This window comes from Curtobacterium sp. MCLR17_045 (assembly GCF_003234405.1).
GTDB lineage: Bacteria > Actinomycetota > Actinomycetes > Actinomycetales > Microbacteriaceae > Curtobacterium > Curtobacterium flaccumfaciens.
Genome location: NZ_QKTB01000047.1, coordinates 1 through 14540, shown reverse-complemented (window position 1 = coordinate 14540; position 14540 = coordinate 1). Strand labels below are relative to the sequence as shown.

At 70.9% G+C, this 14540-nt stretch carries 11 protein-coding genes; 10 read left to right on the top strand and 1 reads right to left on the bottom strand.

All coding sequences use genetic code 11. The features are described from left to right. Nucleotides 1-2396: lamin tail domain-containing protein (locus DEJ05_RS17455; RefSeq protein WP_111111263.1), on the top strand; the 2396-nt coding region annotated here is incomplete at its 5' end. 160 nt (nt 2397-2556) lie between these two features. On the opposite strand, the gene DEJ05_RS17450 is transcribed toward DEJ05_RS17455, so the two are convergent. Next, on the bottom strand, nt 2557-3069 hold the full coding sequence (locus tag DEJ05_RS17450) for a hypothetical protein (protein ID WP_181440760.1): 513 nt from the start codon (nt 3067-3069) through the stop codon (nt 2557-2559). A 147-nt stretch (nt 3070-3216) separates the two neighbouring features. Here DEJ05_RS17450 and DEJ05_RS17440 point away from each other — a divergent pair, with 147 nt between their 5' ends. From DEJ05_RS17440 to DEJ05_RS17400, 9 genes are all read left to right on the top strand, one after another. Next, a complete protein-coding gene (locus DEJ05_RS17440) occupies nt 3217-3771 on the top strand; it encodes a DUF805 domain-containing protein (protein WP_111111259.1) in 555 nt (184 codons plus the stop codon). 9 nt (nt 3772-3780) lie between these two features. Further along, nucleotides 3781-4623: a PhzF family phenazine biosynthesis protein gene (locus DEJ05_RS17435; RefSeq protein WP_111111257.1), complete on the top strand. Its 843-nt coding sequence runs from the start codon at nt 3781-3783 to the stop codon at nt 4621-4623. A 259-nt stretch (nt 4624-4882) separates the two neighbouring features. Continuing rightward, complete coding sequence (locus DEJ05_RS17430; RefSeq protein WP_071404684.1) at nt 4883-6241, top strand: extracellular solute-binding protein; 1359 nt, start codon at nt 4883-4885, stop codon at nt 6239-6241. 107 nt (nt 6242-6348) lie between these two features. Next, on the top strand, nt 6349-7299 hold the full coding sequence (locus DEJ05_RS17425; protein ID WP_110894824.1) for a carbohydrate ABC transporter permease: 951 nt from the start codon (nt 6349-6351) through the stop codon (nt 7297-7299). A 5-nt stretch (nt 7300-7304) separates the two neighbouring features. Beyond that, nucleotides 7305-8198, top strand: coding sequence for a carbohydrate ABC transporter permease (locus DEJ05_RS17420; protein WP_371830315.1), 894 nt, complete (start codon nt 7305-7307; stop codon nt 8196-8198). Nucleotides 8199-8303: 105 nt separating this feature from the next. Continuing rightward, complete coding sequence (locus DEJ05_RS17415) at nt 8304-11351, top strand: glycoside hydrolase family 38 C-terminal domain-containing protein (RefSeq protein WP_111111255.1); 3048 nt, start codon at nt 8304-8306, stop codon at nt 11349-11351. Nucleotides 11352-11667: 316 nt separating this feature from the next. Further along, nucleotides 11668-12627 (top strand): hypothetical protein, encoded by a 960-nt coding sequence (locus DEJ05_RS17410; protein ID WP_111111253.1) that lies wholly within the window; start codon nt 11668-11670, stop codon nt 12625-12627. Between the two features lie 119 nt (nt 12628-12746). Further along, nucleotides 12747-13487, top strand: a complete 741-nt coding sequence (locus DEJ05_RS17405; protein WP_111111251.1) for a histidine phosphatase family protein — start codon at nt 12747-12749, stop codon at nt 13485-13487. Next, on the top strand, nt 13477-14340 hold the full coding sequence (locus DEJ05_RS17400; protein WP_111029028.1) for an NAD(P)H-hydrate dehydratase: 864 nt from the start codon (nt 13477-13479) through the stop codon (nt 14338-14340). The genes DEJ05_RS17405 and DEJ05_RS17400 overlap by 11 nt, the downstream gene beginning before the upstream one ends. Nucleotides 14341-14540: the final 200 nt, after the last annotated feature.

The window sequence follows — 14540 nt, the reverse complement described above, 5'->3', positions numbered from 1 at the left end:
CGCCCACCCTGCGCCCGCCAACACTCCGCATCGGCGCCGCCGTCGCGACTGCCCTGGTCGTCGCCGCCGGTGTCGTCACCGCCAGCCCCGCCCTCGCCGTCGTCGGTGACGACGACCCGGCCGTCGGCGCCGTCGCGGCGAACGGCCTCGTCGTCAACGAGGTCGAGTCGAACGCCGACGACACCGACTGGGTCGAGCTCAAGAACACCTCGGGCACCGCGATCGACCTGACCGGGTACGCGTTCCTCGACTCCGACAACTCGCACGACGCGTACGTGCTGCCCAGCGGCTCGACGATCGCCGCCGGCGGGTACTTCGTCGTCGACCAGCTGTCCGCGACCGCCCCCGGCTTCGACTTCGGACTCGGCGGTGCGGACACCGCGCGCCTGTACGACCCCGCCGGCGACCTGGTGCTCCGGTACGCCTGGACGACCCACGCGGGTGTCACCTACGGCCGCTGCGCCGACGGCGTCGGGCCGCTCGTGGACACCACGGCCTCGACGAAGGGCACGGCGAACGACTGCTCCTCACCCGTGCGCATCAACGAGGTCGAGTCGCAGGACGGCACCCCCGGCGACTGGGTGGAGCTGACCAACACCGGCAGCACCACCGTCGACCTGGGCGGGTACGTGCTGCGGGACAGCGAGGACGACCACACGTACGCGATCCCCGCGGGCACGACCGTCGCGGCCGGGGGCTTCACCGTCCTCGACGAGGCGGCGTTCGGCTTCGGACTCGGCAAGGCGGACTCCGCGCGGCTGTTCGACGCCCGCGGTGCGGTCGTCGACTCGACCTCGTGGACGGCGCACGCCGCCACGACGTACGGCCGCAACCCCGACGGCACCGGCGACTTCGCCGAGACGGCAGCACCCACGAAGGGCGCGGCGAACCGGTTCGCCGGCGTCGTCACCGCCGAGGCCTGGCCCGGCGGCCCGGACGAGACCGTGCTCGACGACGAGGACACCTTCACGGGCGACTTGAGCGGCCTCGACTGGACGACCTCGAAGACCTCGCGGGACGGGCAAGTCTGGGCCGTGCAGAACGGCGACGGCCTGCTCTACCACCTGACCTCGGACGGCGCGGGCGGCTGGGCGCCGTCGAACGCCGCGGGCACCGACCTGCGCTACGCCGACGGCACGGGCACCCCGGACGCCGAGGGCGTGACCGTCACGAGCGACGACCCCGGCGCCGTCTACGTGTCGACCGAGCGCAACAACGACGTGTCGAGCACGAGCCGCCCGTCGGTCCTGCGCTACACCACGACCGACGGCTCCGAGGGCACCCTGCGGGCCACCGACGAGTGGAACCTCGCCGCGGACTTCCCCGGGCTCGGCGCGAACGCCGGGCTCGAGGGCGTCACCTGGATCCCGGACACCTGGCTCACCGCGCACGGCTTCGCCGACGAGCGCACCGGCGCCGCCTACGCACCGTCGAGCTACGCCGGACACGGCGAGGGGCTGTTCTTCGTCGGGGTCGAGGGCACCGCGAGTGTGTACGCCTACGCCCTGATGGACGACGGGTCCTCGGCGCGGGTCGCCACGATCGCGACCTCGCTCGCCGTCGTCGCCGAAGTGCAGTTCGACCCGACGCTCGACGCGCTCTGGGTGGTCTGTGACGAGGTGTGCTCGGGTCGGACCGCGCTGTACGAGGTCGCCGACGGGGCCTTCACCGCCTCGACGCTGTACGAGGCGCCGTCGGCCGCCGACCGCACGCTCGCCAACGAGGGCTTCGCGATCTCGGGCGTCTGCACCGACGGGGAGCGCGCGACCTTCTACGCCGACGACAACGACACGGACGGGTTCTCGCTCCGGACCGGGACGTACCCGTGCGAGGGCGGTGACACCGACCCGGGCACGGAGCCCACGCCGACCCCGACCCCGGGCGACGGCGGCACGACGCCGACCCCGGTTCCGAACCCGGGTGGGACGCCCACCGCGGTCCCGACCCCGGGTCCCTCGGCTGCCCCGGTTGCTCCGGTGGCACCGTCGGGGTCGTTGTTGACGGAGGCGAACCGTGGTGGGGTGTCGGCTCCGGCGACTGCTCGTGCGGGGGAGACGATCACGGTGACGGTCGGCACTGCTTCGGCCGGTGACACGGTGAACGTGTGGTTGTTCTCGGAGCCGACGCTGATCGGCACGGCTGTGGTGGCTGCTGACGGGACGGTTCGGGTGACGATCCCGGCGGACACGATGGCTGGTGCGCATCGTCTGGCGGTGACGGCTGCGGACGGGAGCCTGATCGGGTGGACCCCGATCACGATCACCGTGGATGGGCAGCTCGCGTTCACGGGTGCTGCGGGCCTCGGTGCCGGTGCGTTGGTGGCGTTCCTGCTGCTCGCGGCGGGCGCGGGCGTGCTGATCGTGCGTCGCCGACGGACCGCGGCCGCCGCGGGGTAGTCCCCACGCCCCACGGGCGCACTTCGTGAGCAGGAATGGTCGGGTTCGCACAGTGGACCCGACCGTTTCTGCTCACCATGCGCGGTGGGGGTGCCCCCAGGGCGGACGGGAGGCGCGGTGCGGGGCCGCCCCGCGCCTCCAGGCCGGTGGGTGGCTGCGGTCAGTCCGCCGACCCGTGCATGGTCTGGGTGTCGTCCTGACCCGGGATGGCGTCCTTCGTGGTCCAGCCGTACCAGCGGCCGTCGATCTCGGTGACCGCGCGGCCGTCGCCGCAGGTGACGAGACCCTTGGTCGGGAGCTCCTCGGGCAGGAAGTCGGCGGTCATCGCCGTGCCGCCGTACGACTCGTCGAGCGGGGTGCAGTCGTCCACGTCGATGCCGTCCTTCGAAGCGAACCCGATGACGTACCCGGGCTGGGAGACGTGGAGGCGCACGTCGATGTCCTTCGCGTCCTCCGGCACCCACTTCGGCATGAAGAAGGCCAGGTCCTCGGACTCGCCGGAGCGCGGGGCGTCGGAGTACGCGTCGAAGTGCTTCTGCGGGGTCTTGTTCGGCACGATGTCCTGGATCGCGCTGCAGCCGGCGGTCAGCAGCAGGGCGGACACCGCGGCGGTGGAGGCGAGGGCGATCCGGAGGGTGCGGCGGGCGGTGGTGGGGCGCGTGTCGGTGCTCATGGATCCAGTCTCACGACGGACGCAACGCTGAAACATCACGTGCGCACCCGGAAGTGGTCGGGGGTTACCCCCACCCGGGCACCGCAGTACGCCGGGCCTGCCGAGCAGTGCTCAGGAGTGCCCAGGTCGCCCCGGTAAGCAGGTTCGGTGCACCAGACGCAGCAGCCACCGGTCGGGGTCCCCTGGCACCAGGCCACCTTCCCCGCCTCGTTCTCGAGGTTCTGGCGGGGGTACGTCGTGTTCCGCGGTCGTGCCGCTCGTGCCGAGTTCTGGTGGTGGGCGCTGTGGTGGGCGATCATCTCCGCTGCGATCAACATCGTGTACGGCATCGGACTCTTCGCGACGCCCCCACCGATGCCGAGCCCGGAGGAAGCGCGCGTCCTCGACCAGGCGATGCAGTCCTTCAACCCGTTCCCGGTCTGGTGGTTCCTGCTCACGTCGATGCCGGTCTTCGCCCAGATCGCACTGGGGGTCTTCGTGGTCGTCGGGCTCGCGTCGCTGCTGCCCTGGATCGCCATCGCGATGCGGCGGCTCCACGACACGAACCGCTCCGGGTGGTGGGTCCTGCTCTCCTTCGTGCCCGCCGGCTACATCATGCTCGCCGTGTTCCTCGCGCTGCCCTCGGAGCCACCCGCGGCGCCGCAGCAGTCCGGGCCACCCGTCGGTGATCGGCCCGCGCACCCCGTCGTGACACCGCAGTAGCGTCGGGGCATGCAGCAGGAGATCCTCCGGTACACCGCGTTCGCCGCCGAGCCGGGCGGTGGCAACCCCGCCGGGCTCGTGCTCGACGCGGCCGGACTGTCCGACGACCGGATGCTCGCGATCGCCCGGCAGGTCGGGTACCCCGAGACCGCCTTCGTCGTGGGTGCGACGTCGACCGGGCCGCGGGTCCGCTACTTCTCGCCGAGCGCCGAGGTGCCGTTCTGCGGGCACGCCACCGTCGCACTGGCCGTCGCGCTGGCCGAGCGCGAGGGACCGGGCCGCCGGGTGTTCACGACCTTGGCTGGCGAGGTCGCGCTCGACGCCACCGTCGGTGCGGACGGCGCGGTGCAGGTCGCGATGACGAGCGTCGAGCCGGCGACACGGGACATCGAGCCGGGTCTGCTGGTGCGGCTGTTCGACCTGCTCGGGCTCTCGGCCGCGGACATCGCTCCGGGGTTCCCGGTGCTGGAGTCCTTCGCCGGCAACTGGCACCCGGTGCTCGTGCTGCACGACGGCGAGCTGTTCCACCAGTTCCGGTTCGCGCCGGGGCCCCTCGCCGAGCTCAAGCGCGAGGCCGGCTGGGCGGGGACGGTCACGGTGCTGCACCGCACCGGCGACCGGGAGTACGAGGCGCGCAACCTGTTCCCCGCCGGGCGCATCACCGAGGACCCGGCGACGGGATCGGCAGCGGCGTCCACCGGGGCGTACCTGCGGCAGATCGGTGCGGTGCAGCCGGGCGACCGCGTCACGATCCGGCAGGGGCGGCACGTCGGGCGTCCGAGTCTGCTGCTCGTGGACGTGCCCGAGGCCGGCGGGATCACGGTGACGGGGAGCGCGACCCCGATCTCCTGACGGACGTTCCTTCCCAGAACGCACGCGATGGGAAGCGGAATCGGGCGTACCTGGTCGAAACTTCCGACCCGGTACGCCCGATTCCGCCCGGTACGCCCGATTCGACCCGGCACGCCCGATTCCGCCCGGTACGCCCGTTTCGACCCGGTACGCCCGAATCCACCCGAGAAACTCCTTGACACGGTTAAGTCAATACGGTGGACTAATCCTGCGCGCGGGCGATGGTGCCCGCGGACATCACCCGTGCAAAGGAGCACCGATGAAACGCACCCGCATCATCGCCGGACTCGCAGCTGTGGCCGTGGCCGCAGTCGGTCTGGCTGGCTGCTCGAGCTCGGGGTCCGCCTCGAGCGACACGATCAAGATCGCCTACCAGAAGTTCGGCGCCTTCCAGCAGCTCGACGCCCAGATGAAGGTCGTCAAGAAGCAGTACGAGAAGGACAACCCCGGCAAGAAGGTCACCCTCGTGCCCATCCAGGCGCAGGGCAACGACTACTACACCAAGCTCGCGCTCATGAACAAGGCGCCGGCCACCGCCCCGGACGTCATGTACGAGGACACGTTCCTCGTCAAGGCCGATGCCGAGGCGGGCTACCTGCTGCCACTCGACAAGTACACGGACAAGTGGGACGAGTGGGACCAGTTCTTCGACAACGCCAAGCAGGCCGGGCAGGGTGACGACGGCAAGATCTACGGCGTCCCGATGGGCACCGACACCCGAGCCCTCTGGTACAACAAGGACATCTTCAAGAAGGCCGGGCTCGACGTCCCGTGGAAGCCGAAGACGTGGGACGACGTGCTCGCGGCGGCGAAGACCATCAAGGAGAAGCAGCCCGACGTCATCCCGTTCAACATCTACTCGGGCAAGGCGCAGGGCGAGGCCTCGACCATGCAGGGCTTCGAGATGCTCCTGTACGGCGCCGACGGCTCCGGCAACACCCTGTACAAGGACAAGAAGTGGGTCACCGGCTCGAAGCAGTTCGAGGACTCGCTCAAGTTCGTGAAGGACGTCTACCAGGGCGGCCTCGGCCCGACACCGCAGCAGGCGCTCGACACGAACGTCGGCACGACCATCGCCCAGACGTGGCTGCCGAAGGGCAAGCTCGCGATCGACCTGGACGGTTCGTGGCAGTCCGGCACGTGGCTGAAGTCCGGCACCGCGCCGTGGCCCGAGTGGAACGACGTGATGGGCCAGGCGCCCATGCCGACCCAGAACGGGCAGGCTCCCGGCTACAACTCGATGTCCGGCGGCTGGACCCTGGCGGTCGGCGCGAAGTCGAAGAACCCGCAGGCGGCGTTCGACTTCATCACGAGCTTCCTCGACAAGGACGGTTCGCTGAAGTACGACACCGAGAACAGCCAGATCGCCGTCCGGAAGGACGTCGCGGACGACCCGGCCTACACGGCGGCGAACCCGACGTTCAAGTTCTTCTCTGGGCTGGTGGAGAACACCAACTTCCGCCCGGCGACGAGTGACTACTCGCAGGTGTCCAACGCGATCCAGGTCGCGATGGAAGCGGTCATGACCGGTCAGCAGTCGCCGAAGGACGCGGCTGCCGCCTACGACAAGGCCGTCACGCAGGTGGTCGGCAAGGAGAACACCGTCTCCGCTGGTTGACGGACGTCACCCACTGACGGACTGGAGGCGCGGGGCGGTCCCGCACCGCGCCTCCCGTCCGCTCTTCCCCACCTTCGGAACCCCTCCGCACCCGGAAGGCACCCATCGTGTCCAGCACCCCCCTCGCGCCGACGCTGTCGGCGCCCGGTGCGCCGAAGCGCACCGATCCACCCGTGCCGCGCAAGCGGCGACCACTGCGGAACGTCGGACGAGCGGTCCCGCTCCTGCCCGCCCTGGTCCTCCTCGTCATCTTCCTGCTCGGCCCCGTCATCTCGTCGTTCTACGGGTCGTTCACCAACTCGGCCCTGACCGGTGCCAGTGCGGCCGACCAGCAGTTCGTCGGCTTCCAGAACTACGTCGAGCTGTTCCAGGACCCGGACTTCCCGAAGTCCGTCATCCTGACCGTCGTCTTCCTGCTGGCCTCGGCCGTGGTGGGACAGAACGTGCTCGGCCTCGGGCTGGCCCTGCTGATGCGCTCGGCGAACAAGGCCGTCCGGGCGATCGTCGGCACCTTCGTGGTGGCGGCGTGGGTCCTGCCGGAGATCGTGGCGTCGTTCGCGGCGTACGCGTTCTTCAACGACGAGGGGACGCTCAACACGTTCCTCGCGTCGATCGGGATCACCGGCGCCAACTGGCTCTACACGTACCCGATGCTCGCCGTGATCCTGGCGAACATCTGGCGCGGCACCGCGTTCTCGATGCTCGTCTACTCGGCCGCCGTGCAGGAGGTCCCCGAGGAGATCACCGAGTCTGCCGAGGTCGACGGAGCCACCGGCTGGCAGCGGCTCGTCTACATCACGCTCCCGGTGATCCGCCGGAGCATCTCGACGAACCTCATGCTCACGACGCTGCAGACCCTGTCGGTCTTCACGCTGATCTTCGTGATGACCGGCGGCGGCCCGGGCACGAACTCGTCGACCCTGCCGATCCTGGCGTACCAGGAGGCGTTCAAGTTCTCGCAGCTCGGCTTCGGGACGGCGATCGCGACCATCCTGCTCGTGGTGGGGGCGGTCTTCTCGATCATCTACATCCGGGCCCTCAAGCCGGAGGTGGACTGATGGCCATGACAGCCCCGTCCCTCGACCAGACCACGACCCGCTCGGTGACCGCACCGGGGTCGATGCACATGACGTCCCCGCGCGGCCGCACCATGCGGTGGGTGTCGAACGTCGTGCTGCTCGTCATCGCGGTGTGCTTCGCGGTGCCGCTGCTCTGGCTCGTGCTCGCCTCGTTCGACACCCAGGCCTCGCTGTCGGTGAAGCTGCCCTCGCAGTTCACGCTCGACAACTTCGCGAAGGTGCTCACCCCCGAGCTGTCGTTCATCCCGCTCGCGAACAGCCTGCTGCTCTCCGGCGGCACCGCGGTCGTCACCGTGGTGTTCGCCCTGCTCGCCGCGTACCCGCTGTCCCGGTACAAGATGCGCGTCAACAAGCCGTTCCTGTACAGCATCCTGTTCGGCACTGGCCTGCCGATCACCGCGATGATGGTGCCCGTCTACGCGCTGTTCGTGTCGCTCAACCTGATCGACAACGTGTGGGGCTGCATCTTCTTCCTCGCCGCCACGTCGCTGCCGATGGCGATCTGGATGGCGAAGAACTTCATGGACTCGGTGCCGATCTCGCTCGAAGAGGCGGCGTGGACCGACGGCGCCTCGATGCTCACCACGCTGACCCGCATCGTGATCCCGCTCATGCGTCCGGGCATCGCGGTCGTGTTCATCTTCGTGTTCATCCAGGCGTGGGGGAACTTCTTCGTCCCGTTCGTCCTGCTGCTCTCGCCCGAGAAGGTGCCCGCCGCGGTGAGCATCTTCAACTTCTTCGGGCAGAACGGGGCGGTGGCGTACGGCCAGCTCGCCGCGTTCTCGATCGTCTACTCCGTGCCCGTCATCGCCCTCTACGTGATCGTGTCCCGAGGCCTCGGCGGCGGCAACGCCCTCGCCGGCGGCATCAAGGGCTGATCCGCCGGTCCACGCCCCGCAAAACACCGGTGTTCGCGCGTCGAACACCCGCGAACCGCGGTTCCGTTCGCGAACACCGGTGTCTTGCAACCAGAAAGGAAGCACATGCACCAGGACGAACCGCTCGTCGAGGCCCGGATCGCCCGCCTCGTGCGCGACCGCGTCGATCCCGCCGTCCTCCGTCGCTCGGCGCCGGTGACGATCGAGGCGTGGGAGGTGCCGGGCGAACCGGTACCGTTCGACGCCGCCGTGGGCGAGACGTACACACCGTTCACGGTGGGGTCGCACTGGGGCGGACGCCCGTGGGGCACGACGTGGTTCCGGGTGACCGGGACCGTGCCGGCGGACTTCGGCACCGCGCCGGGGACCACCGCCGAGCTCCTCGTCGACCTGGGGTTCACCAAGCGGCAGCCCGGGTTCCAGGCCGAGGGACTCGCGTTCCGCGCCGACGGCTCCACGATCAAGGCGATCGAGCCGCGGAACGACACCGTGCCGCTCGAGGTCGGCCCGGGGGAGTCCTTCGAGCTCTGGATCGAGGCCGGGGCGAACCCGGACATCGGCGGCGACTCGTTCCAGGGTGCGACGCCGCTCGGCTCGCGCTCCACCGCCGGCGACGACCCGATCTACCGCCTGAAGGCCCTCGAGGTCGTCGAGCGCGACGACACCGTGTGGGAACTGCAGCAGGACCTCTGGGTGCTGCGCGGGCTGATGGCCGAACTCCCCACCGACGGCACCCGCGGCGCCGACATCCTGCGGGCACTCGAACGCGCCGCCGACGCCCTGGACCCGGACGACGTCGCCGGCACCGCCGCGGACGCCCGGCAGGTCCTGGCGCCCGTGCTCGCCGTCCCCGCCAGCCCCGCCGCCCACCGCGCGATCGCCGTCGGGCACGCCCACATCGACTCCGCCTGGCTGTGGCCCGTGCGCGAGACGAAGCGCAAGTGCGCCCGGACGTTCTCGAACGTGCTCGACCTGATGGACCGTGACCCCGACTTCACCTTCGCCTGCTCGTCCGCGCAGCAGTACGCGTGGATCCGCGACGAGTACCCGTCCATCTGGACCCGCATCAAGCAGCGCGTCGCCGAAGGGCGGTGGATCCCGGTCGGCGGCATGTGGGTGGAGTCGGACACCAACCTGCCCGGCGGTGAGGCCCTGGCCCGCCAGTTCGTCGCCGGCAAGCGCTTCTTCCTCGAGGAGTTCGGCATCGACACCCCCGAGGCCTGGCTCCCCGACTCGTTCGGCTACTCGGGCGCCCTGCCGCAGATCGTCCGCGCCGCCGGGTCGAAGTGGTTCGTCACGCAGAAGCCGTCATGGAACGAGACGAACGTCATCCCGCACACCTCGTTCCACTGGGAGGGCATCGACGGCTCGCGCGTCCTGACGCACCTGCCCCCGGCCGACACCTACAACTCCGACGTCTCACCCGCCGACCTGCGCCGCGGCGAACGGAACAACAAGGAACGCGGCACCGCGAACACCTCGATGCTGCTGTACGGCTTCGGCGACGGCGGTGGCGGTCCCACCCGCGAGATGGTCGGGGCCGCACACCGCCAGCACGACCTCGACGGGTCGCCCCACGTCACACTCGGCACGCCGGCGCAGGTGTTCGAGCAGCTCGAGGCCGAGCTGCCGACACCGGGGGTCTGGTCGGGGGAGATGTACCTCGAGTTCCACCGCGGCACCTACACGTCGCAGATCCGCACGAAGCAGGGCAACCGCCGCTCCGAGCACCTGCTCCGCGAAGCCGAGCTCTGGGCGGCGACGGCGGCGGTCCGGCTCGGCAGTGAGTACCCGTACGCCGAACTCGAGGACGCCTGGCACACCGTCCTGCTGCAGCAGTTCCACGACATCCTGCCCGGGTCCTCGATCGCGTGGGTGTACGAGAACGCCGAGGAGCAGTACGCCCGGGTCGCCGAGGTGCTCGAGGGGCTGATCGGGAGCGCGACGACGGCGCTCGCCGCAGGCGGGAGCGCAGCCGTCATCGGTGCCGCTGCCGGCGCAGCCGACGACACCGCGTCGGTCGTGCGCTTCAACGCCTCGCCGGTCGCGGCAGGGGACGTGACCGCCCTGGCAGGTTCGGTCGTCCACGCGCCGCGACCCGTGCCTCCCGTCCGGAGCGGCGACCGCTTCGTCTTCGACACCGGCGTCGTCACCGCGACCATCGACGCTGCCGGCCACGTCGTCTCGTTCGTCGACCACGCCACCGGACGCGACGCGATCGCACCAGGCGCTGCGGCGGCGGAGTACACGGTTTTCCGGGACACCCCGAACCAGTGGGAGGCGTGGGACATCGACCGCGCTTACCAGCGCAACGGCACGGTGCTGTCGGCGTCGTCCGTCTCGGTCGACGGCGACGAGCTCGTGGTGGAACGGTCTTTCGGATCGTCGACGCTCACCACGCGCTACTCCGCCGTGCAGGGCGAACCCGAGCTGAGCGTCGAGACCGAGGTCGACTGGCACGAGCACCAGAAGCTGCTGAAGCTCGCGTTCCCGATCGACGTGCTCGCGTCGTCCGCCTCGAGCGAGATCCAGTTCGGGCACATCGACCGGCCGACGCACCAGAACACCTCGTGGGACCACGCCCGCTTCGAGACCTCGGCGCACCGTTGGGTGCACGTCGCGGAGCCCGGGTTCGGCGTCGCGGTGGCGAACGACTCGACCTACGGTCACGACATCACGCGCGAGACCCGGCCGGACGGCGGGATCACCACGCTCGTGCGGGAGTCGCTGCTGCGCGGGCCGACGTTCCCGGACCCGAACGCCGACCAGGGGCACCACGTGTTCCGGACGGTGCTGCGGATCGGGGCCTCGGTGCTCGACGCCGCCGACTCCGGGTACCGGCTGAACCTGCCCGTGCGGAGCGTGCCCGGGTCGGCCGAGGTCGCGCCGCTCGTCACGGTGTCGTCGCCGCAGGTGTTCGTCGAGGCCGTCAAGCTCGCCGAGGACCGCTCCGGAGACGTCGTCGTGCGACTGTACGAAGGACTCGGGGGCCGGGCTGCTGACGTCGGGGTCTCCTTCGGGTTCGACGCTGCGTCGGTGGCGCAGGTCGACCTGCTCGAACGGCCGCTGGAGCGCTCGTGGTCGGCCGGGGAGCCCGTCGTGCTGACCTTGCGTCCGTTCGAGATCGTGACGCTGCGCGTGCGTCGGGCCTGAGGCAGCGGGCTCGGCGTTCGGTCGGGGAGAGACCGCGGCGCCGGACGGGACACGGGTGCGTTCCGTCCGGCGCCGTGTTGCGTGTGGGGGGCGGGTGGGGTGCGGGCGCGGGCCGGGCCGGGTGGAATCGGGCGTAGCTGGTCGAATCGGGCGTACCTGGTCGGAACTTCTGGCCAGGTATGCCCGATTTCGCTTGGCATCGCGCGCGTTCTGGGAAGGAACGTCTCCCCTCCACAACCGCCCAGGCCTGGAGGCCCGTCCACAGTTCCCGACATCGGCCTCCGGAACGGATGGCCGGTCCGGCATCGTCACGTGCATGAACGAGTCGCTGCCCATCCTCCGAGCCTCCGCCATGCACGAGGCCGGCCTCGATGCCACCACCCTGCGCCGCCGAAGCCGGACGCAGGGTGTCGGCCGCCTGGTCCGGGTCGGGCCGAACGCCTTCGTCGACGGTGCCGCGTGGGACGCCGCCGGGCCTCGTCAGCGGTACGTCACCCGGGTCTTCGCGCGGCTCGGCCGTCTCGGCACACGGGCGACGGCATCGCACCTCTCCGCCGCGGCCCTGCACGGCCTCCCGGCGCTCGGCGGGTGGGACGTCCCGGTGCACGCGACGGTGCCCGAGTCGATGTACCGGGGCCGGAGCGCCGAGCTGGTCCTGCACACGAGACCCGTCGGCCGGGGCGAACGGGCCACGGTCGGTGCGATCGCGGTCACCTCCGTCCCCCGGACCGTCGTCGACGTGGCGATGACCGGCGACCTGCGGGCGGGCGTGGTCATCGCGGACGCCGCGCTGCGACGTGGGTTCGACGACGCCGATCTCCGACGAGCGGTTCCTCCGAAGGCCCGCGCCCGAGCCCTGGCGCAGCAGGTGCTCGACCTGGCCGATGCTCGGTCCGGGTCACCGGCCGAGTCGCTCGCGCGGGTCGTGTTCCGGGAGCTCGGGCTTCCGGACCCGTTGCTGCAGCAGGAGTTCGTCGTCGACGGACGTCGGTCCGCAGTCGACTTCTGGTTCCCGGACCACGGGGTCATCGTCGAGATCGACGGGCGGGCCAAGTACTCCCAGGAGCGCTACCTGGGCGGCCGGAGTCCGACCGAGGTGTTCCTCGACGAGAAGCGGCGGCACGGTCGCTTGCTCACCGTGCCGGGTGTGCGGACGATCATCCGGCTCGAGTGGCGAGACCTGTTCGACCTCGATGCGCTGGCGCTGCGACTCCGGGCGGCGGGGCTCCCGTGTGCCGTCCGACCGGTCCGGAGCGCTCGGCTCCGTACGGGGTGACCGCTCGGTGCCGCGCGGGGTGACCGTCCGGTGCCGCGCGGGGTGACCGTCCGGCGCCGCGCGGAGTGACCGTCCGGCGCCGGTGAACCGGCACAGCACGCTCTGGCTAGCGTGGCGGCATGGCAGTGCAGGAGATCTGGCTCGTCCGTCACGGCGAATCGGTCGCGAACGTCGCAGCGGCTCGGGCCGAAGCCGCGGGCGACGACGTGATCGACGTCGAGTTCCGGGACGCCGACGTCCCGCTCAGCCCGCTCGGCACCGATCAGTCCCGTGCCCTCGGCCAGGAGCTCGCCGACCGCGGGATCGACCACGTCCCCGTCGCGCTGTGGGTGTCGCCGTACCTCCGTGCGCAGCAGACCATCGCGATCGCGCTCGAGGCAGCCGGCATCACCGAACCCGAGAAGCGGGTGGACGAGCGGCTGCGCGACCGCGAACTCGGCGTCCTCGACCTGCTGACCCTGCAGGGCGTCCGCAACCGGTACCCGGACGAGGAACGCCGGCGGCAGTGGCTCGGCAAGTACTACCACCGGCCGGCGGGCGGGGAGTCGTGGGCGGACGTGATGCTCCGGCTCCGGTCGCTCCTCGGCGATGTCGAGCGGGTCGACGGCGCCGAGCGCCTGGTGATCGCCGCGCACGACGCCGTGGTGATGCTCGCCGTCGCGGTGTGCCTCGACCTCGACGAGCCGGCGCTCATGGAGTTCGCCCGGACCCACGCCGTCGCGAACGCCTCTCTCACCCGACTCCGTCGTGACGATGCCGGATCGCCGTGGGTGCTCGAGGAGTTCTCCTCCATCGGACACCTGGACGACGACGAGGTCACCCAGCACACCGGCCGGAAGGACGACGAACATGTCCACTGAACCCGTCACCCCGAACTTCCTGCGGGACTGGCCACTGCCCGAACCCGGTGCCGGCAAGTACGGCCGCGGGCAGGTGCTCATCGTCGGCGGCGCCGCCCGCACCCCCGGCGCCGCGATGCTCTCCGCGCTCGCCGCACTCCGCGTCGGCGCCGGTCGTCTCACCCTGGCGGTCGGCCGGAGCGTGGCGAACGAGGTCGCGGTCGCGGTGCCCGAGTCCGGGGTCGAACCCCTCGACGAGGACCAGGACGGACACATTGCCGTCGGTGCGATCGAGGGCATCGCGGACAGCGCCTCGAGCGCCGACGCGGTGCTGGTCGGGCCGGGGCTCGACGAGCCGGACGGTTCGCGTGACCTCGTGGCCGGACTCGCCGACGTCGTCGGTCCGCAGACCACCGTCGTGCTCGACGCCTTCGCCCTCGGTGTGGCTGCCGACGTGCGGGACCGCCTCGAACCGCTGCGTGGACGGCTCGTGATGACGCCGAACTCCGGCGAGGCCGAACGCCTGCTCGGGCGGGAGTGCAGCGACGACGACGTGGCCGACGCCGTGGCGATCGCGAACCGCTTCGGAGCGGTCGTGGCCCTCGGCGACGCCATCGCCACACCGCAGGGTCGGGCGTGGCTCAAGGGCACCGGCTCGGGCGGTCTCGGCACGAGCGGCAGTGGGGACGTGCTGTCCGGCGCGGTCACCGGGCTGCTCGCCCGCGGCGCCGATCCGGCACAGGCCGTGGCGTGGGCGTCCTACGTGCACGCTGCCGCAGGTGACCGACTCGCGGTGCAGGTCGGACCGCTCGGGTACCTGGCGAGCGAACTCGTCACCGAGATCCCGCGGGTCCTGGTCGAGCTCGGGGCCTGAGCGCGCCCGTTCTTTCCCAGAACGCCCGCGATACCTAGCGTTTTCGGGCATACCTGCCGAGAACTTCCGACCAGGTACGCCCGAATCGACCAGGTACGCCCGAATCGACCAGGCCGCCCGACCCCCCCCCACCACCCCCCCCCCCCCCCCCCTCTCTCCTTCACAACCCCCCCCCCCCCCGAAAGAGCGACGAATCTCGA